At 26.4% G+C, this 20,411-nt stretch carries 16 protein-coding genes; 9 read left to right on the plus strand and 7 right to left on the minus strand.

The window, feature by feature from the left end; translation table 11 throughout:
- Positions 1–245 precede the first annotated feature (245 nt).
- The gene (locus A966_RS01145) at positions 246–1,427 is read right to left on the minus strand and encodes an HNH endonuclease family protein (RefSeq protein WP_198643172.1); all 1,182 of its coding nucleotides are present in this window, start codon (positions 1,425–1,427) and stop codon (positions 246–248) included.
- 278 nt (positions 1,428–1,705) lie between these two features.
- Complete coding sequence (locus A966_RS13120) at positions 1,706–2,149, minus strand: DUF262 domain-containing protein (RefSeq protein ID WP_051024053.1); 444 nt, start codon at positions 2,147–2,149, stop codon at positions 1,706–1,708.
- A 150-nt stretch (positions 2,150–2,299) separates the two neighbouring features.
- Here A966_RS13120 and A966_RS01155 point away from each other — a divergent pair, with 150 nt between their 5' ends.
- Entirely contained in the window at positions 2,300–2,893 is a 594-nt protein-coding gene (locus tag A966_RS01155; RefSeq protein ID WP_008721645.1) for a thymidine kinase, read from the plus strand.
- A 451-nt stretch (positions 2,894–3,344) separates the two neighbouring features.
- Here the strand turns inward: A966_RS01155 and A966_RS01160 are convergent, their stop codons facing one another.
- The 4 genes from A966_RS01160 to A966_RS01175 all read right to left on the minus strand — a co-directional run bounded on the left by A966_RS01160 (position 3,345) and on the right by A966_RS01175 (position 10,375).
- Complete coding sequence (locus tag A966_RS01160) at positions 3,345–4,979, minus strand: Na+/H+ antiporter NhaC family protein (protein ID WP_008721646.1); 1,635 nt, start codon at positions 4,977–4,979, stop codon at positions 3,345–3,347.
- Between the two features lie 516 nt (positions 4,980–5,495).
- Complete coding sequence (locus A966_RS01165; RefSeq protein WP_008721648.1) at positions 5,496–6,677, minus strand: dicarboxylate/amino acid:cation symporter; 1,182 nt, start codon at positions 6,675–6,677, stop codon at positions 5,496–5,498.
- 627 nt (positions 6,678–7,304) lie between these two features.
- The gene (locus A966_RS01170) at positions 7,305–8,267 is read right to left on the minus strand and encodes a TIGR01212 family radical SAM protein (RefSeq protein WP_008721650.1); all 963 of its coding nucleotides are present in this window, start codon (positions 8,265–8,267) and stop codon (positions 7,305–7,307) included.
- A 530-nt stretch (positions 8,268–8,797) separates the two neighbouring features.
- Positions 8,798–10,375: an aryl-sulfate sulfotransferase gene (locus tag A966_RS01175; protein ID WP_008721652.1), complete on the minus strand. Its 1,578-nt coding sequence runs from the start codon at positions 10,373–10,375 to the stop codon at positions 8,798–8,800.
- Positions 10,376–10,567: 192 nt separating this feature from the next.
- Here A966_RS01175 and A966_RS01180 point away from each other — a divergent pair, with 192 nt between their 5' ends.
- The 6 genes from A966_RS01180 (at position 10,568) to A966_RS01205 (ending at position 17,155) form a co-directional block, all read left to right on the plus strand.
- Complete coding sequence (locus tag A966_RS01180; protein WP_008721654.1) at positions 10,568–11,806, plus strand: ABC transporter substrate-binding protein; 1,239 nt, start codon at positions 10,568–10,570, stop codon at positions 11,804–11,806.
- A 90-nt stretch (positions 11,807–11,896) separates the two neighbouring features.
- Positions 11,897–12,613, plus strand: coding sequence for an ankyrin repeat domain-containing protein (locus tag A966_RS01185; RefSeq protein ID WP_008721656.1), 717 nt, complete (start codon positions 11,897–11,899; stop codon positions 12,611–12,613).
- A gap of 127 nt (positions 12,614–12,740) precedes the next feature.
- Positions 12,741–14,453 carry a class I SAM-dependent methyltransferase gene (locus A966_RS01190; protein ID WP_008721658.1) on the plus strand — a complete coding sequence of 571 codons (1,713 nt, stop codon included), beginning with the start codon at positions 12,741–12,743 and terminating at the stop codon, positions 14,451–14,453.
- A 173-nt stretch (positions 14,454–14,626) separates the two neighbouring features.
- On the plus strand, positions 14,627–15,238 hold the full coding sequence (locus tag A966_RS01195; protein WP_008721660.1) for an OmpA family protein: 612 nt from the start codon (positions 14,627–14,629) through the stop codon (positions 15,236–15,238).
- 20 nt (positions 15,239–15,258) lie between these two features.
- Positions 15,259–15,912, plus strand: coding sequence for an OmpA family protein (locus tag A966_RS01200; protein ID WP_008721662.1), 654 nt, complete (start codon positions 15,259–15,261; stop codon positions 15,910–15,912).
- A gap of 91 nt (positions 15,913–16,003) precedes the next feature.
- The gene (locus A966_RS01205) at positions 16,004–17,155 is read left to right on the plus strand and encodes a HEAT repeat domain-containing protein (protein WP_008721665.1); all 1,152 of its coding nucleotides are present in this window, start codon (positions 16,004–16,006) and stop codon (positions 17,153–17,155) included.
- A gap of 726 nt (positions 17,156–17,881) precedes the next feature.
- Here the strand turns inward: A966_RS01205 and A966_RS01210 are convergent.
- The gene (locus A966_RS01210; RefSeq protein ID WP_008721667.1) at positions 17,882–18,808 is read right to left on the minus strand and encodes a hypothetical protein; all 927 of its coding nucleotides are present in this window, start codon (positions 18,806–18,808) and stop codon (positions 17,882–17,884) included.
- A gap of 449 nt (positions 18,809–19,257) precedes the next feature.
- On the opposite strand from A966_RS01210, the gene rsmI reads away from it, so the two are divergent.
- Positions 19,258–20,082 carry a 16S rRNA (cytidine(1402)-2'-O)-methyltransferase gene (gene rsmI / locus A966_RS01215; RefSeq protein ID WP_008721668.1) on the plus strand — a complete coding sequence of 275 codons (825 nt, stop codon included), beginning with the start codon at positions 19,258–19,260 and terminating at the stop codon, positions 20,080–20,082.
- Positions 20,072–20,365 (plus strand): flagellar biosynthesis anti-sigma factor FlgM, encoded by a 294-nt coding sequence (locus A966_RS01220; protein WP_008721670.1) that lies wholly within the window; start codon positions 20,072–20,074, stop codon positions 20,363–20,365. Before rsmI ends, A966_RS01220 begins: the two co-directional genes overlap by 11 nt.
- Positions 20,366–20,411 lie beyond the last annotated feature (46 nt).

Below are 20,411 nucleotides of genomic sequence, written 5' to 3' on the forward strand. Positions count from 1 at the left end.
TATATTATGATTTGCTTCACTAAAATGCAAGTAAAAATATAAAAAACAAAACTTATTATTGATAATAACAATCACATATATAACTATATCTAAAAATATTCTATTTCTTCTTTATATATAAAGTAATTTCATCTGTACTTATATCTAATTTATCTAAAACATTTATAATCAACTTTATTTTTGTATTTGTATCTGTATCAGTATTTACAAAGAAATTCGATTCTGTTTTAGTTGCTTTACCATAGTTATAAAAAAAATTCTTCATCACTTATTTTATTTTTAAAACTATCATCTTTAAATATAAGGTTATTAAATCTCACTGAATCTTCTTCATATATTAAATTTAATATTTTAATAATAAATTTAGCCCATTTACTAGCTTCATATTTAACATTTTTATATTCAAAAGAATATATATTCATACCTGAAAAATCTATACTATCATCTAAAGGATATTCTAATATATCATTATTTTCTTCTATTGTAATATTAGGATATTTATAATATTTTAATAGTTCATTTATCAATCTTTTACTTCTATCAACTATAATATTCTCTCCCCAATCATCCAATTCTATCAAATCCTTATTTAAAAAAGTAAACTTACTATTTTTATATACTTTTATTTTTTCTTTTAAATGATTATTTGAAAGTTCAGGATTATAAGCTGTTAATGTAAGATTACCTAAAGTATTAATATATTTTTTATGTACCTCTTTATAATTATTGCCTATTAAATCTATCCAGTCATTATTTAATGTTATTGGCATAATATGTTCTATTGTTATATTGTTAATATCTATTTTTTCTTTACTATTTAATCCTTCTAATCTAGTTAATATAAATTTACCCAATACTGTTTTATATACATCTTTTTCTATAATTGAATTTATCACACTTAAATCATCGGGAAACTCTGATCCACCTTTCAAATCAATTAAAGACGAAGCAATATATTCTATAAATTTATCTGTATTAATTTTATCATTAAAAAATGAACTTATTTTTTTTATTAAAGAAATGCAAATTTTATTTAAACCGTTAGCAGGCTTAGAACATATTAATCTTCTCAATATATAATTTTCTATTAAATGTAATGAATCAAATAATATTTCATCTGATATATATCCATCATCTCTATATTGCAGTAATAAAATTATTAATGGATTTAAAACATTTATTTTTAATTCCTTTATATTATTTAATTTAATTTTAATATTTTTATTTAATTCTTTTTCTGTATTTAAAATAATATTATAATATTCAGAATACTTTAACAAATCTTTTAATACATCTTCATTGTTTTTATTTTCTAAATATTTTTTAAAATCATTATAAACTTCAGATTCTTTTGAAAATTCTTTATTTTCTATAATTAAAAAAAATCTTATAAATGTTGACACATTTTTATCGTCTAAATTCTGCATGCAATTTTCTTCTATTTTCACCCAATATTTTTCATATAATATATCTTGATTTTGATACATCAAAATATAATTTCTAATTTTATCACCTTCTTTTAACGATAAACCTGTAGCATTTAGAGTTTCAAAAATAATTTGAGGTTCATCTTCCTGTTCTAAAGTTACTATAATTCCCTTAAGTAAATATAATCCTTTCCATAATTTATAAATATATTTTTCATCATTATTTAATTTTTCTTTAAAAAATAAATAGTTATTAATTATATTAGATTCCCCTTTTCTTATCTTATTTTCCTATTATCTATTATATCATTTAAATATTTATCATCTCTTTGTATTTGTTTCAAAAATAATCTACCTCTATTTTTTTCTATATCAGAAAATATTAAAGGTTCTATATTATCTTTTAATCTTTCATCATTATTTTTTGCAAAGTCTAAAATGGCAAGTAATAATAAAATTATTGTTGTTATTCTTTGTTGTCCATCTATAATGTAAAAACTATTTGGTGAAAAAAAATTTTTCTCATCTTTTCTAGAAACTAAAACAAAAGAACCTATAAAATATTCTTTAGCATTTCTATCAACAGCTCTTTCTATATCATGTATTAATTTTTCACACTGTTCTTTTTTCCAATCATAATTTCTCTGATATACAGGAATATGAAATGTATCCCTTGAATTAAACATATTTTTTAAAACTTCTATATCGCCACCCTTTATCATAATAAAACTCCCAAAACTTCATCATAGCATTATAACATATTTATACAAAAATTAAACTAATTATAATATACATTATTACAGCATTTACATTTGATATATACAAAATTAAATGATATAATAGTATAATTCATTTAAAAATATTGGACTATTATGAATCATTTAATTACAGGCCCTATGTTCGCAGGAAAATCAAAATATTTAATTAAAACTTTAGATTATCTTTTAATGGAAAATAAAGATATAAAAATATTATTCATATATCCGGCAATATCTTTTAGAGGCTATTTCTGCCGCGATAAAGATGTTTCTTTAGATAAGAGAATAGATATAATTACTGAAGAAGAAATCGAAAATAATATTGGAAAAGATGTAGAAAATATTTATAATTACATTTCAAGATATGATATTATAGGAATAGATGAATTTTGCTTTTTAAATGATACTTCCATTTTTATAAAACTAATAAAAACATGCTCTCAAAGAAATTCTGCAACTAACTTTTGTATAGCTTCTCTTGATATGGACTATAAAAGAAATTATTGGGAAAGTGTATCGGCATTAATAGAAGAAGATCTGATTGATATACATACAAAAGTTTTTGGTAAATGCGACTGCGGAAAAAAAGGAATATACTCAAAAAGAATAGTTAAAGATGTGGACAGAGTTGTAATCGGAGATGATATATATAAATGCGTATGCAGGTATTGCTACGAAGGCGAAGATGAAGTTAAATTTGATTTATAAATATTTCTAATTTTTTTATTTATACTACGCACGCAGAACAAATTTATAAAATATATTTTCATTATTATTTCTAGTTTACACTATATAATAAATCTCACTAACCGTGCGTTATTATTCATTATCAATTTAAAAAATACTTGGGTGGGCAGCTATAATTTCTGATGAAAATATTAAATATAATAAAATTTTAAATGCATATTAAAATTATAAATCTAAAGGGTGGGATTTCTAAGTGATTTTTGTTTTAAAAAATTACTTACATACCCCACCCTTTTTCCTTTTTAAATTAATAAGTAATAAAAATACTAATATTCTTTTTTATTAAAATTAGAAATGTTAACACCCACCCAAGCGTATATTAAATTTATTGAATTATATAAAAATAAGCAATTCCTTAATATTAAATGAATAATATTAAAGGATTGCTTTTTATATTTAATTATATTTTTATTTAATTAGATTTATTAAAACTTGAAATTTTATCATAGAAATTAGGAGCAAGCATAGCAAGTAAACACATTACTATAAAACCTGTTAATAGTGCAGCTATAGGATTTAAAGTTATTCCTCCAACTAATACACCAATAAATGCAGATATTGCCACCAAACCGGCATAAGGAATCTGTGTTGCAACATGTTCAAGTAAAGGACAGTTACTTCCGGTAGAAGAAAGTATTGTAGTATCTGATATAGGAGAGCAGTGATCTCCAAATACAGCACCAGAAACAACAGAACCTACATTTATAAGAAGAACATTAAGAAGAGCATTGTCAGTATATCCATTAGCAGCAGCAAGCCCATTTGCAATAGGTATTACTATAGGAATAAGTATAGCAAAAGTACCCCAGCTAGTACCAGTTGAAAATGCTATAACACAGCCTAGTAAATATCCTATAGCAGGAAGTATCCAAAGAGGAAAACCGCCTCCTTTTACAGCTTCAGATAAAAAAGCAGCAAGTCCAAGTCCGCCGTCTGACGGAGATGATTTAATAACACTTCCTATAGACCAAGCTAAAGATAGAACTACTAATGCCGGAACCATTGATTTAACCCCTTCCATAATAGAGTTTCCGGCAGAACGAATACTTAATAATCTTCTAGCTACATAATATATGTACATTATTATAAGAGAAATAACAGCTCCGTAAAATAAAGCCTTAGAAGCATCAGTATCCAAAAAAGCCTGATTCAATGATATGCTTGACATAGCTTGAGAGAAAGTTTCTATTCCATCACTTCCAACTAATCCCATATATGTAGTAACAGGAAACATTACTATACATACTATTATAAGTACAAGTATAGCTATAACCATATCATACCATTTAGCTTTATTATTTGAAGAAGTTTCCATATTACCCGGACAAGCTCCGTATAATTCTTCATCAAAAAGTTTTCCATTTTGAGCATTATCTTCACTTCTCTTCATAGGTCCAAAATCTTTAAATACTAAAGAAATAAGAACTACAAAAGCTAAAGCAAGAAGCGGATAAACGGAATAAGGTATCATCTTTATAAAAAACACAAATTCACTTATATTTAAAGATTCAAATCCTTGAGAATCTCTTATATAACTCATAACCGTTACTACCCAAGTGGATATAGGGGCAAGTATACATACAGGAGCAGCTGTAGAATCCAATATATAAGCAAGTTTCGCCCTTGAAATTTTATTCTGATCTGAAACAGGACGCATAACAGTACCAACTGATAAACTGTTGAAATAGTCATCTATAAATATAATAAGTCCGAAAAACCAAGTAAATATAAGTACACTCTTTTTGCTTTTTAAATATTTGCTGGCCCATAAACCAAAAGCTCTAGTAGCACCTGTCTTTGACAGCATACTGACAAAAGCACCAAGCAAAGCACAAAATAAAAGTATTCTTATATTCCAAGCATCTCCGCTCATCTCTGCTACTTTATCAGTAAATATTGTAATAGCAGTAAATACATTACCATGTGCTATTATTAAAGTTCCAGATAATATACCAAGCGTAAGAGAAATAATAACTTCTTTAGTCACTAAAGCAAGTATAATAGCTAAAAGAGGCGGTATAATACCCAACAGACCATAATGTTCCATAAGTCACTCCTAATTAATATATACACCTTATAATTTTGAATGATTTCTTGAATAAGATTGTTAAAATATAAAAAAGCCCCCTTGTTTAGGGAGCCTTAAATATTAAAAATTATTATACAAAGAATATAATAATTCAACACTCCCAAGAATAGAATGCTTTTTTAAACTTCTTATATAAGAAAAAATTATTCATAAAAAATATCCAAAATTATCCTTACTTTTTATAGTATATTAAAAATATCAGTTTGTCAATAGTATTATTAATAAAGAATACCTCCGTATTATATATATTGATAATTTAAATTACATACCCCACCCTTTTTTCTTTTTCATTTTATTCACATTTAATAGTTTTATTTATGTTTGAAATTCTTATCATAAAAGTATGCCCGCCCAAGTGACGATTAGTTTTACAATCTATTTAACGCACAGTGTATGCATTTTTATTTATTGTATAAATTATAATTCAAAAATATTTTTATATTTTAAATTTAGTTTACCGTGCGTATAATAAAATTAACTTGCCCCATCTTTTTTGAATATACCTTGAAGTATTAAAGCTAAAGCACCGTCTCCTGTAACATTACATGCAGTACCGAAACTGTCCTGTAATGCAAATATCGCAAGTATCAAAGCAGTGCCATCATCATTAAAACCTAAAACAGAAATTATTATTCCCAAAGAAGCAACAACCGTTCCGCCCGGTACACCCGGAGCCCCAACAGCAAATATACCAAGCAATATAATGAATAGAATCATAGTGCCAATTTCAGGCAAATGTCCGTATAATATTTTTGATATAGTCATAACAAAGAAAGTTTCTGTGAGTACAGAGCCGCATAAATGTATAGTTGCTCCCATAGGTATTGCAAAGTTCACAATATCTTTGTCTAAAGCATCAGATTTACTTGCACATTTCAAAGCTACAGGTAAAGTTGCCGCAGATGACATAGTACCAACTGCAGTAAAATATGCAGGTCCATAATGTTTAAATACTCTTGCCGGATTTTTCTTTGATACAATACCAGCTATAGAATATAAAAAAGTAAGCCATATAAAATGTCCTATTATTGCTATGATTATAATTATCAGGAATATAGGCACACTTTTAATTATAGTACCCTCATAGGATAAAGTAGCAAAAGTAGTTCCTATATAAAATGGTAATATTGGCACTACAACATTATTTACTAAAAATAATATTATATTATTAAGCTCATCTAATAGACTTTCAAAATATTTTGATTTAGTTTTAATAACAGCTACTCCTCCGCATATAGCCAAGAATAATGCAGTTATTACAGGAAATATAGGGTTAATATCTAATTTAAATATTATTTCAGGAAGTTCTTTACCTCCTGCAACATTTGAAGCTATATTTAGATTAGGTATTATTATATATCCTGCAATAGCAGCAAATAAAGCAGCACCTACTGAAGAAAAATATGCTAAGGCTAGAATTACACCTAACATCTTATTTGCCTTGCTTCCCATTCTAGTAATAGCAGGTGCAATAAACCCTAATACTATTAATGGAACCATAAATGATATTACCTGATTAAGAACATATTTTATAGACTGTATTACATTAATTACAGCTTCATTACATAGCATACCTATTATAATACCTAAAGCTATACCTAATAAAAGCTTTATTAATAAATAATCTTTTTTTACTTTTGCTTCTAGCTCTTCCATAAAAATATCCTCAAAATTTATCTTATAAAAAAATAGTATATTCAATTTATATTCATTTGCAAATAAAATTTATTATTTAATGTTTTTTATTTATTAGACTTGTTTCAAAACTACTTGACAAATAATTTTATAAGTTTATTATTTTATGTTAAATTAAATAATATTAATTATAATTTAATTAAATGTTTTATATTTTGTATAAACTGTATGTTTAAGCTAGAAAATGCAGTCATTTTGCTTCTCGCCTGCCGAAGGCACGCACAGCGAGGCGTACTTCGTATGGGTCACCACCGAGTAGGTGCCTATTCGGAAAAAGAAGTGGAGGTGTGGCACGACTGTGTACTTCGTAGGGCTAGTCCCCACAAATTATAAATAAAATTACTTTTGAAACAAGTCTATTATTAATATTTAGGGAATAAGAATGTAAATCAAACAGTAAAATTCAATTTATAAATTAACGAAGTCGGATTACCTAATCAATAAATAATCAGCCGAGTGCACTAGATTATATTTTCCTAATCAGGCACTCCTATTTATTATTAAAGAAATTGTATGGCAGTTAATTATATAAATTTGATTGATCTCTTATGCATAAATAAACCAAATATATAAAAATTAGACATATTTTTAAATATTAATGTTTATACCCTGAACTATATTTTTTTCTTTCATCTTCTTTGATATTAGATTTATTATTTCACCTTTTGATTTTGTCCATTTAGGAGCTATTAAACTTTCTCCCAAACTATCACCCATTAAACGAGCTATTATAATATCAGACCTTGTAAAAGAAATGGCGTCGCTCATTAAATCTATATAAAAATCTTCATCTAAAGTAGGAAAAACATAATCACTATACATATTCTCAAAATAAGAATCTTTCACTATGTCAAGCTGATGAAATTTTACAGCATCAATTTGTAAAGCAGATACATCTTTAACTGTTTTTATCATATCATATTTGCTTTCTAATTCTATTACTTTACTATTAATTTTTTTAGGAAGTCCGAATATTATATGAGTACATATTATGATATTACTATAATTCTTTTTTATATGATTTACCATTTTAGCAAAAGAATTATAATCATGCCCTCTATTAATAAATTTTGAAGTTTCATCATTTGATGATTGAAGCCCCATTTCAAGCCAAATTTCTTTGCCAGATGAAGATGATAAATCACTAAGTTCTTTCAATACCTCATCTTCAAGCATGTCGCTTCTTGCCCCAAACATAAGTCCCACACATTCATCAAAATTCACTAATTTATTAGCATATTTTAATGATTCTTTGGAAGCTAATGGTGATAGCGGCGTACCTAATTGAAAATATCCGTAGAATTTTTGATATCTTCCTTTATAATTTTTTAATCCGTTAATCCATTGATTGTTAATATCTTCATCTGTTATATATGGAGGTTTATAGCTATTTAAATTACAGAATCTGCATCCGCCGTCATTAGCTTTATGAGCACAGCCGAAATCTGTATCTATAGAAATCTTCCCTACTTTTACTCCAAATTTATTTTTAACATAATCAGAAAATGAATAGTAATTTTTATTATTTTGAATATTATTTTTATTTTGCATAATGCTGTAAGTATATCATAAAATAAAATTTTTAAAACTATTGATAATAAATGTAATTTTTATTTAATTTATGGGCGGTATATGTACTATAAAATAAAAAAACACTTGGGTGGGCATCTAAAATAACAATATAAAATGAAAAAGAAAAATAATATTTAAAACACATAATATGTTAAAAACTTAAAGGGTGGGCAAATGTAATCAAATTTTTAAACTTTTATTACATACCCCGCCCTTTTTCTTTAGTACTTTATTCTGAAATTATTATTTTTTATTATTGCTAATAAAAATTGTTCGCTAAAAATGTATAGCAAATAAATTTGCTATACGCTCACAATTTTTATATTTTGCTTTCTAGTATTTAAAAATTATTATTTTTATTTTCTTAAATGCTTATACAGAAATATTAACACCCGCCCAAGATTTATTTAGATTTATAATTCTTATACCGCATGCATAGTCAAATTTCAAATACGGCTGATAATGAATTATAATTTAAATAAATTAAGAGTTCATTTACCATGCGTTAATTAATTGATAAAAGAGCTATCCTCACTATATTTGTACCCATCAGAATAATAGAAAGGCATTTTATCAATTCGGTAAATTCCCCAAGTTCTTATTCCAAATCTTAAATGATAATAAACTTCCTTAGTATCTTTATTTACTTCCATTATCTGTGAATTATTTCCGAAATCAAGAAGCATATTCCCATTACTCAAAAAATCTATATCTGATATATAGTGAGAATATAATTTATTTTCTGTTTTATACTCGTAAATTTTTTCAGCCTTCCAAGAACCATGAGAACCAGTGATTTTATATTCTACATATCTAGAGCCGTTATAGTTAATATCTTCATCGCCCTGATTGTCAAACATACCTATTACATTTGTTGATATCAAAAATAAAGCATGCTGACTTTTAGGTCCGTCTGTATTGCCGTCTCCAAGAACCTTATAAGGATCAAATGATTTTAAATCTTTTAAATATCTGCCGTATGGGTTGTATGATTCCATAGTGTCCAATGTATCATCAGCCATATACCAAATAAGCTCCCATTCACTGTAATCAACCGCCATAACAGCTAAACTTCTCACAGATAAATAAAGTATATCATTATCCTCATCATAAACCAAAGAATTACAATGTGCCCAATCCATAGGAAAATCTCTTTTTCTTCCTATGCTGTAGTATTTATTATCTTCATCAAATATAAGTTTTTTTAAATACTCTTTCTCTGCCTCATCGCCATTTTTATTTACTATCTTTTTTATCAAATCTCCGACATACAAATCTCTTATTAAATTTCCGTTATTATCAACTTCGCAAATTCTGTCTTCAACGCCCCAAGTAGAATTAGCAAGCATTATATAATTACTGTCAGACTTTTTTCTTATAGTGTCATGATGAACTCCTATATCAAGTTTTGTAACATCAAGTTTTGCATTTCCAAGCAAATCGCTTACTCCCATAGTATCGTAAATAACAATATCATTATCTTCATCAATGACCTTTGCTATTTCATTAGTAAGATAAAAGTTGGAATAATTCACATAACGCAAATTTCCGTTTCTGCTTACCCCCATTAAGAAAAGACCTTTCCAGCTTCTATTTATAACAGGGCTTGCAAAATATATCTCTTCGTTATTATCAGTTAAATTGCTTATTGAACTTTCATCATTGATACCGGCAAAATATACATTCTCTTCAGGCACTAAATTTTTTATAACTCTGTTAGTAGCCGGTATATAAAGGCCGTCAATATATAGTTTATCTACTATTATATTGGTTTCTATTCTGTTAGTACCGTTAATAATATAGATGGTATTTGTATTCTCAGGATACATACCATGTATAGCAAAATTAGATCCGTAATTTTTAGGATAAGTAAATATGATATCATTATCTCCAAGCATTCCTTTTGTTATGACTGTAACAGGGTAATTATTGTTGGTTTCTGTTTTGTATACTAATGATAATGGCGTTTGTCCGTTAGGATTTAATATAATCTCCCCTATCTTATCATCTGGAAGCGGTATTTCTTTCTTTGAACATGAGAAAAATAAAAATAATATTAAAATTGTAAATGCAGTAAATCTTTTCATTTTTAAATATCCTAATTGTTATCATTAATGTAAAGTTTTTTTATATTCTAAATAATAAAATAAGTTTTTGCAATAAAAATATATAAAAAAATATAAATATAATTGAAAATATCTATTTTATTATATAGAATACAATCTCTATTTTTTAGAAGTTAGTTTTTATAATAGTTACAAAAGGAGAAAAAATCAAAAATGAAAAAATTAAAATTTCACGATTTTATTTTTCACATAATTTCTATTATGTGCTTTTTTTTAATATTATCTAATAATATTCTTTTAGGTCAGAAATTAGATAAAACTAAATTAGATTTAAATTATTATGAAAAATTTAAAGGTCAAAACAGAATATTAAATATATGCAACTGGGGAGAATATATAGCTGACGGTTCTGATGATTCTATGAACATAGTAAAAGAATTTGAAGACCTTACAGGTATTAAAGTGAATTATACAACTTTTAATTCTAATGAAGAGCTTTATATTAAATTAAAATTAGGAAATACTGATTATGATCTGATATTTCCTACAGATTATATGGTCATAAGAATGATTAAAGAAGGATTGGTGCAGAAAATGAATATAGATTTACTTCCTGCAAGAACTAATATAGATCCGTTTTTCTTATCATTAGCTTATGATAAAAACGGCGAATATACTATTCCATATACTTGGGGAATGAGCGGCATAATATATAATATGAAAGAAGTTGATGTAAAGCCTGAAGATGTGAGCTGGTCTTTATTATTTGATGAAAAATATAAAGATAAAATATTAATGGCTTATGGTCTTAGAGATTCTTTTGCCGCTGCTAAAGGATATTTGGGATATAATATCAATACTACAAATGAAACCGAAATAAGAAATGCTTATGAGGCTTTAAAAAAACAAAAACCTATTGTTCAGGGTTATGTTATGGATGAGATATTTGACAAAATGGAATCAGAATCCGCTTATTTAGGAATAACTTATGGAGGAGATGCTTTAAGAACCATAGCAAATAATACTAATCTTAATTTTGCGATTCCTAAAGAGGGAGGAAATGCCTTTGTTGAATGCATAGCTATACCTGCAAATGCTAAAAATGTTGAAGAAGCCCATATGTTTCTTAATTTCTTATGCGAGCCTCAGGTTGCTTTGGCAAATGCCAATTATATAGAATATGCCTCTCCTAATATGACAGCTGTTAATATGATGCCCGATGAAGTAAAAAATGATAGGAGAATATATCCGGATAAAAAAGCTATGGAAAATATGATTCATTATGTGGCTAATCCTGATGGTAAAGATAGTTTGCTTATGGAAAGCCTTTGGAAAGAAATGCTTACTACAGAAACTACTAAATCCAATAACGGTATTATTATAATATCTGTTATTGTTGTTATATTAATTGCTGTTATAGTTATTAAAAAAACTAGAAAAAAAACTTATTAATTAATTTTTAACTTCTAAAAAATATAAAAAATGATTGGGTTAAAGTATATTTTTACTTTAACCCATAAATAAAATTGAGGCTTTAAATATATGAAAGAGTTTTTTGATGCTGCTAAAAATGGAGATTTAAAAACATTAAAAGAATGCTTAAATAAAAATATAGATATAAACAAATTAGATGATGAAGGATTTACTGCTTTGATGCTTGCCTCTATATTCAATAGAATCAGCATTGCAGAAGAATTAATAAAAAATAATGCTGATATTAATTTGAAAACAGAAGAAAATTGGACTGCTTTGATATTTGCTTCATTTTACGGACATGACAAAATAGCTGAAATTTTACTTAAAAACAATGCCGATTTAAATATCAAAAATAAACAAGGTTTTGATGCTTTGCTTATTTCTGTTTTTTATAAAAAAATTGATACTGTTAAGCTATTATTAAAATATAATGCTGATGTTAATACAAAAAATAATGAAGGATTTACTCCGCTTATTTATGCATGTAATCATGATAATAATGATATATTAAAACTTCTTATAAATTATCATGCTAATATCAATGATAAAACTAATAATGGGGTTAATGGACTTATGTATGCATGCTTAATGCTTAGAGAAGATATAGTAAAAGAACTTCTTGAAAACAATATTAATATTTATGAAACTGATAATAATGGAGATAATGCATATATTTATTTAAAAAGTAATGAAAATAATGAAGATGATGAAGAATTAAAAACTATGAATAGAATAAATGATATGATAAGCAATTATATAAAAAATAGAAAAAATAATAAATAAAACTCTATTTTGTTTTTTTATCTTATCTGCCCGCCCACCAGCCCCCCTAAATATTAATTTGTAATAATGCTTTTTTTACTATATAATAATTAGAATTATAAATAAATTTTAAATAGTTGTAAGATTTATGCAGGATATATGTATAATAACTGATATAGGAACAATATACGGGTTCGGACATATTACTCGTATGAAATTTATATCAAATAAATTAAAAGAATATTATAATTTCACATTTTCTTCTATTAACGATAACAGCGGTATATTTAAAGATAATACTATAAATACATGCAAATATAATGAGATAAAAAATTTAAATCCTTATCTGATAATAGTAGACAGCAGAGAAGTAGATTCAGCATATATAAAAGAATTAAAAAAAATAAGCAGTGTTATAATAGTAGACAGTGTAGGAAATGAGAGAGTATTGGCTGATATAGTTATAGAAATGCTTCCTAATATAGATAATTCCAAAGAGGTAAATATAAAGCCTTTTATAGCTACTATATTAAACTCTAATGTAAAACCAAAATATGATGCTGATGCTCCTGTACTTCTATATTTAGGATTTAATAATGAATTAAAAAATAAAGCCATAGAAATAATAAGCAAAATAGAAAATAAAAACTTTATCTTAATAGATACAGAGAAAGAAAGCGAATACAGTAATATAAGCTATAAAAATTTCGGTACAGATATATTTCAAAATCCATACAGTGCCGTTATAACCTATTTCGGATTAACTGCTTTTGAATGTATAGAATCATCAATTCCTGTAATTTTGCTTTCTCCTACAAAATATCATGATGATTTGGCAAAAAGTCAGGAGGAATTATTCTTTAATTTAGGCTTCTTTCAAAATATAGATACAAATGCATCGGTAAATAAATTAAGAGAATTTTTATTTAATGATGATATACAAAATAAGTTTAGAGAAAAAGGCAAATTAATTAATACAGAAAAATCTTTAGATCGTATAAAAACTATAATAGATAATATAAAAGATTTTAAAGATATAGAATGCCCTTTTTGTAAAAGCAGAAATATAGAAATGAAAAATAGAAATTTGGAATCTAATCTATATAAATGTAAAAAATGCAGTACTTTATTTAGAAAATATTTTCTTCCTCCTTTTACAGATTATTCATCTAAATATTTTGTTGAGGATTATAAGAATCAATACGGTAAAACTTATGAGGAAGACAGTGCTAATTTAACTGCTTTGGCCAAAAGAAGATTAGAAAAAATAATAAAAATAAAGCCTAATGGAAAAATACTTGATATAGGAAGTGCAATGGGTTTTTTTCTTAAAGAGGCAAGAGAATACGGATATGAAACAGAAGGTATAGAAATAAGCGAATATGCATCAAATTACTGTATAAATACTCTTAATCTCAATGTGCATAATTGCTCTTTGCTTAATTTTGAATATAAAGAAAAAGAATATGATATAATAACTGCTTGGTATGTTGTAGAGCATATATACAATTTTGAAAGTATTTTAGAGCGTATAATTTACTCACTTAAAGATGATGGAATATTAGCCTTTGCAACCCCTAATGGCAATGGTTTAAGCGGAAGATTTAATAAAAACTATTTTTCTATAGTGCCTTCAGATCATGCATTTGAGGCTAATCCTAAGTCTCTTGATATACTTATGTCTAAATATTCATTGAAATGCATAAATTTAGAAAATCAAAGCGTTTATTATAATAGATTCTGCGATATATTCGGTTTTAATCTTATTAGAAAGAATAATTTTCTATCAAGAATATATAATTCTTTGGCCAAAAATAAAAACTTAGGTGATACATTTGAATGCATATATCAAAAATCATAAAAATGTTGTATATGTAGTTTAAATACCATGTATTAAATGATTAATCCTATATATGAAAATAACTATCATTTTTTTAATTTTACGAATATATTATTATCATTGTTATAAATGTATATTATGTTAATTATTTTAATATAATAGTATACAAATATGATATTTAAGGAAATATAATTATGAAAAAAATATTTTTACTTATGTCAGTAGTGATTATAGCAGCTGCATGTAAAAGTGCACCTGTTGCTACTGGTCCTGAAGACAATAGCGGATTCAAAACAACTGAAGCAAATAATCAAAATTCTAAAGGGCTTAATCTACCTGACGGAGCTACTGTTAGAGAAACTCCAAGAGGAAAAATATTGGTACTTCATGATCCTAAATCTAAAACAGATGTTGGCAAGCCAGGTTCAACTTATGAGGTAAAATTCGGATTTGATAATACTATAGAAATAGGAACTTATAAAGAAGCTTATAACTTAGTATATCAAATAATAAATAATAATCCGGATATCAGAATAATTTCTGAAGGGCATTCAAGTAAAGAAGGTCCTGCTCCTTATAACTATGCTCTATCTCAAAGAAGATCTGATAAGAGCTTTAATTATATAATAAAATTAGGTGTAGAAAACAGCAGATTATTAAAAAATGCATTCGGAGAGGCTTTACCTGAATATCCTACTCTTAAAGAAAATAGAAGAAGTGAATTCATAATAATAATGACTGAAGATGATTTGAAAAAATATAACGATTTTGCCGAAACTGTCGACATTAATAAAGAAACAAATTAAGTCGAGGTTTAAGTGAGATAATGAAAAAACTTTTATTTATTTTTAGTTTATTGATCTTTGTCATAGCATGTAAAAGTACGCCTACAAACACAACACCGGAAGATGTAGTTATAGCAGACAATCCTCCTGCAGTAGAAGAAGAAAAGCCAAACCCTGAAGAAGTGGTAGCTGATACAAGTATGGAATCAGATACTCAAACATTGACATCTAGTTCTGAAGAGCTTTATCTTCCTGTAGATACTTCAATAAGAGATACTGAGAGAGGAAGAATTTTAGAAACTACTCCAAAAATAGTATTCAAATTTGTAGAAACTAATATGCCTGCAACAGTAGAAATGTCATTCAATCAGGTAATAGAGTTTTTAGAGAAGAATCCTAATGTGAATATAGTTTTAGAGGCACATACAAGCAATAGAGGAAAGGCATATCCTTATAATTACAATCTTTCTGTTGTAAGAGCTAAAAATGGTAAGGCATACTTATTGGCTAAAGGTATTCCTTCAGAAAGAGTTATAGAAAGTCCTCTTGGTGAGGCTTTGCCTGAATATCCTACTCAAAATGAGCTTAGAAGGTATGAGTTTGTTATAATAGCCAATGATGAAGATTTAGTAAAATATAATACTTATATTTCTAATTTGGATGTGAGAAAAGAAAGTACATATCAGGGAAACTGATTAAATTATAATAAATAGTAAAATTAACCTCCTTTATTATTCACATTTTAAAGGAGGTTTTTATTATAAACTTTAAGGAAATTTTTATTTTATGAGAAATATTATTATTTGCATTTTATTATTCACTATTTTTATTAATTTTGAAGCTTTTTCAGAAAGTCCTACAAATGAAGCTCCTACAGCAGCACCTAGTATTTCAACTAATACTTCATTAGGGCTTATAAATCCTGAATATGAAAAAGCTTTTAAATATGGAACTCCTACACAAAAAATATCAACTATAGCTAAAATAAAAAGAACTAAAAATGAAGCTGATATTGCAATGCTTGCTAATCATTATCCTGAAGAAAAGAATAATAGAGTTAAAAGCGAGATTATTAATTTCTTTAAGCAAAATAAAAATGATAATGCAAAAGCTGTAATAGAATATGCTATTAAAGATGAAAATGATAATGTAAGAAAAGATGCTTATTATTTATGCTCAATTTATCCGGATATTCAATATGAAGTACCTATAATGTCTGAAATTTCTAATGCTTCTGGGCTTGTATTAGATAGTATGGTTAATGCTTTGGGGGCTATAAAATCAGAGATGGCTGCGGATTATTTACTAGAAATATATACAAATAATACTGCTGCTTCAAGCACTAAGGTTGAGATATTAAGATATTTCAGCGAAACTAAGAATACTAAAGGTGAGAAGATTTGTCAGAATGCAGCTCAGAATGCCGGGGAGCCTGCTTTGGTTAGATATATGGGGGTTGTTGCATTGGGGGCTTATCCTAGTGCTGAAAATTATGAGATACTTCAGAAACTTCTTGCCGAAGATTTACCTGAAATTACTGCCAGAGTTATATATGTACTTCCTGAATATAGTGCTTATGGAGATGTAAAAAAAGATATAATAGAAGCTGCTAAAAATGACAGCGATTCTGTAAGAATTTATGCTATTAAGGCACTATCTAATTATAAATCTGAACCTGAAATAGAAGAACTTCTTATATACAGACTTAAAAATGATAATTCAGAAGCTATCACTGTAGAAATAATTAATTTATATAAAGAATCTGCACCTACAGGAAATATGTATGATGCTATAAAAACATTAGCTGATTCATCTGCAAGCGAAAAAATAAAGAATCTGGCAAAATCTGTTATAGGTGAAGATAAAGATTCTTCAGCTGCTACTATAGAAGAATCACTGACAGGTATAAAAAATGAATCTTCTGATAACCCTAATTAAAAAGTTATATATTTTTTAGGCTTGCTGTTATAATTAATATAATAGTAAGCCTTTTTTATTTTTAAATCTAATTATCCTACCCACCAGCCAAAAACTAAAATTAGTAATTTATAAAAAACCCCAAGTATTATATTAATAACACTTGGGGAAAACTATGATTAGAATATATTAATTAAAAGTTGACATCATTTCCATAGTAAGCTGCTTCTAATACTTTTTTAATATTAACTTCATATGTTTATAATGCATTAAAATCTGTATAAAGTACAAACTTTTGAATTATGCACTATAGTATAAGCAGCAAATTTATTGTTCTATATTATAGTATTTATATAAAAATTGTCAATTATATTATTATAAATTATTACTTTTTTATAACTAATAAGTATAATAAAATGTTTATAGATTAAAAATTTAAAAAAGACTTGGTCGGGTGCTAATAGGTGTAAATTAAATGACAAAATAATACAAAGCTAAAATTTAAAGTTAAGTAATAATTTCTAAAGGGCGGGATATGTAATTAGATTTTAAAGCCTATTTACATACTGCATTATTTACTTTTAGTTTTATAATAATTAAAAACTAATTATAAATTTTATAAAAATAACTCAACGCACGATGAACAAAGTTTTATTTATTGTTTCGATTATAATTCAAAATTAATATATATTTTTTATATCATTCTGCGTGCGGTATTTAAAATTAAAAAATAAAATATTTATATAATTAATCCCTGCTGAAATTTTGATATATAAATTTGAAAGGAATATAAATCTTTCCATTTTCAGCATAATCATTCCATAAACCTTGAGGCGGAGGCTTTAATTTTTTGGCATATTCAACAGCCTTTGAACATGAATTATCAAGACTAGTCTGACCAAATATAGAAGTTTTCAAAAACTTTTCAAATTCTATATTTCCTTCTTCATCTATAGAAAGTAAAACTTCAACCTCATCAGTTCTTATAAGTCCCAAATAATGAGCCTGATTAGGTATAGTAAGATACCAAGAATCTCTTATAGATCCAACCAATGCATAGAAATACCAAAAATATTCCTGTGCCTTAGTACCAAGCTGCATACTTCCTGTTTCGCTTGAAAATACAACAGCTCTGTCAGCACCTTCTTCAAATGATGCAGGTATTTTAGTATCACCTTTAATTCCAGGATTTTTAGGTTTATAAGTCTCTACATTATCTCTGGATATATCCTTTCCTAATTCTTTTTTTTCTCTATTTTGATTTTGATTATTATTAGGCTTAATATTTTCTGTAGGTCTTCTTTCTATTATAGGGCTATTTGCTCCGTCTCCCAAAAAAGAAAATACTGAAGTATCAGAAAATACTTTTGAAGGCTTAACATCTGTCTGACCTTTGGATCTTAATGTTTTGTCAGAGGCAAAAGGAGTATCTTCTTTACTCTCTTCCTCTTCTATTTCAGGGGTTTCCACCAAGAACATATAATCATCTTTTTTATATCTTTCCTCTGCTTCTTTTTTAGCCTTTTCATAAGCAAACACTTCCTGCATTATAGAAGTGTTTATAAAGCTGAATAAAAATATATGCAGTATAAAAGATACTATAACAGAAAATAGTATATCTTTTCTTTTTATTAATTTTCTTTTTATATTAATAATTTTTTCTTTTATATTCATATCAACAATTTTATATTAATTAATATATTTTACAAGTTTTAAAACATATTAAAGCACTTAAAATAAAATATTGTTTTAAATTTATTTGATGCTAAATATCGTAATTAATAGTGATTTACTTAAATACAAAAATGTTTCACATGAAACATTTTATTTACTAAAAAATTAATTATTAATATGACGATATTAGCTTTCAGATATAATTTTATTAATTAAAGAAAATTATTAAGCCCGCCCGCCCACCCCAAACCAAACGCACGATTAAAAAATACATACATTAAAAATGAATATATAAAAACATGCCTAATATATTATTTGTCTAATAACCGTGCGTCAAAATGTTTCATGTGAAACATTTTATTATAGTATTATTGTATTAATAAAAACTTTAATATATAATAGAGATAAATAAATAATGGAGAATAACTATTAAAAATAATAATAAAAAAATGATTAATAATGATGATATAAAAACTGATGAAGAGTTCGTAGAAGAAATAATAAATCATGGCAATAATAAAAATATAGTGGAAAATGGTGTCATATATGTAGTTGCTACTCCTATAGGAAATATGGAAGATATAACTATAAGAGCTTTGAAAATACTTAGAAATGTTGACTTTATATTGGCTGAAGATACAAGGGTAGCACTAAAACTCCTTAACTTCTATAATATAAAAAATAAATTATTTTCTTATCATAGCCATTCATCTGAATATAGAATCAATGAATATATAAATGAAATATTAAATGGAAACTCAGCTGCCATAGTTAGCGATGCAGGAACTCCATGTATAAGCGATCCGGGTGTAAGCATCATAAAATTAGCTATAGAAAAAAATATAAAAATAGTTCCTGTAGGAGGAATATCAGCATTTACTTCTTTATTATCAGTTTCAGGTATTTCAGGCAATACTTTATTCGTAGGATTTCTTTCTAATAAATCAGGAAAAAGAAGAAATCAATTAAAAGAATTATACAATAATCAAAAAACAATAATAGTAATATATGAATCTGTTTATAGAGTTAAAGAATGCATAGAGGATATTGTTAACATATTCGGAGAAAAAACGGATATTGTTATCGGAAGAGAAATTACCAAACAATTTGAGCAAATAATCAGATCAGAAGCTAAAAATATCCTTGATTTTTTTATAGATGGTAGTATACTAACTAAAGGAGAATTTTGTATTATAATAGATAATAGAAAATCTAAAGTATGCAAGGCTAATGCCGAAAATAATCTATGTAAGGAGTCAGACTATGACAATTGATAAAATAGGCGGCACATCAAATATACAACAAAAATCTAATATTAAGTATAATGAAAAAGTTTCTAAAATGGGTTCAGATAGAATAGAAATTTCTAATGAATCAAGATTAGCTTTGCAAAATGAAAAATTAATTAACATCATCAAAGAAGCTCCAGATGTAAGAGAAGAAAAAATCGCAGAAGCTAAAAAAAGATTGGAATTATATATGCAAGATGGTGCATTAAGAGAAGAGGTGTTAAACTCTTTAGCTAATTCTATAATAGATTCTATGCCTATAGAATAATAGAACTCTATTATCGTCTAGTTGTTTTTTTAATCTAATCTTAAAA

The organism is Brachyspira hampsonii 30446, assembly GCF_000316195.1.
GTDB classification, from domain to species: domain Bacteria; phylum Spirochaetota; class Brachyspiria; order Brachyspirales; family Brachyspiraceae; genus Brachyspira; species Brachyspira hampsonii_C.

What these genes read in the sequence shown, in the direction of transcription:
- A966_RS01145 (WP_198643172.1), bottom strand. Translation starts at nt 1,427, where the DNA reads ATGCAGAATTTAGACGATAAAAATGTGTCAACATTTATAAGATTTTTT.
- A966_RS13120 (WP_051024053.1), bottom strand. Translation starts at nt 2,149, where the DNA reads ATGATAAAGGGTGGCGATATAGAAGTTTTAAAAAATATGTTTAATTCA.
- A966_RS01155 (WP_008721645.1), top strand. Translation starts at nt 2,300, where the DNA reads ATGAATCATTTAATTACAGGCCCTATGTTCGCAGGAAAATCAAAATAT.
- A966_RS01160 (WP_008721646.1), bottom strand. Translation starts at nt 4,979, where the DNA reads ATGGAACATTATGGTCTGTTGGGTATTATACCGCCTCTTTTAGCTATT.
- A966_RS01165 (WP_008721648.1), bottom strand. Translation starts at nt 6,677, where the DNA reads ATGGAAGAGCTAGAAGCAAAAGTAAAAAAAGATTATTTATTAATAAAG.
- A966_RS01170 (WP_008721650.1), bottom strand. Translation starts at nt 8,267, where the DNA reads ATGCAAAATAAAAATAATATTCAAAATAATAAAAATTACTATTCATTT.
- A966_RS01175 (WP_008721652.1), bottom strand. Translation starts at nt 10,375, where the DNA reads ATGAAAAGATTTACTGCATTTACAATTTTAATATTATTTTTATTTTTC.
- A966_RS01180 (WP_008721654.1), top strand. Translation starts at nt 10,568, where the DNA reads ATGAAAAAATTAAAATTTCACGATTTTATTTTTCACATAATTTCTATT.
- A966_RS01185 (WP_008721656.1), top strand. Translation starts at nt 11,897, where the DNA reads ATGAAAGAGTTTTTTGATGCTGCTAAAAATGGAGATTTAAAAACATTA.
- A966_RS01190 (WP_008721658.1), top strand. Translation starts at nt 12,741, where the DNA reads ATGCAGGATATATGTATAATAACTGATATAGGAACAATATACGGGTTC.
- A966_RS01195 (WP_008721660.1), top strand. Translation starts at nt 14,627, where the DNA reads ATGAAAAAAATATTTTTACTTATGTCAGTAGTGATTATAGCAGCTGCA.
- A966_RS01200 (WP_008721662.1), top strand. Translation starts at nt 15,259, where the DNA reads ATGAAAAAACTTTTATTTATTTTTAGTTTATTGATCTTTGTCATAGCA.
- A966_RS01205 (WP_008721665.1), top strand. Translation starts at nt 16,004, where the DNA reads ATGAGAAATATTATTATTTGCATTTTATTATTCACTATTTTTATTAAT.
- A966_RS01210 (WP_008721667.1), bottom strand. Translation starts at nt 18,808, where the DNA reads ATGAATATAAAAGAAAAAATTATTAATATAAAAAGAAAATTAATAAAA.
- rsmI (WP_008721668.1), top strand. Translation starts at nt 19,258, where the DNA reads ATGATTAATAATGATGATATAAAAACTGATGAAGAGTTCGTAGAAGAA.
- A966_RS01220 (WP_008721670.1), top strand. Translation starts at nt 20,072, where the DNA reads ATGACAATTGATAAAATAGGCGGCACATCAAATATACAACAAAAATCT.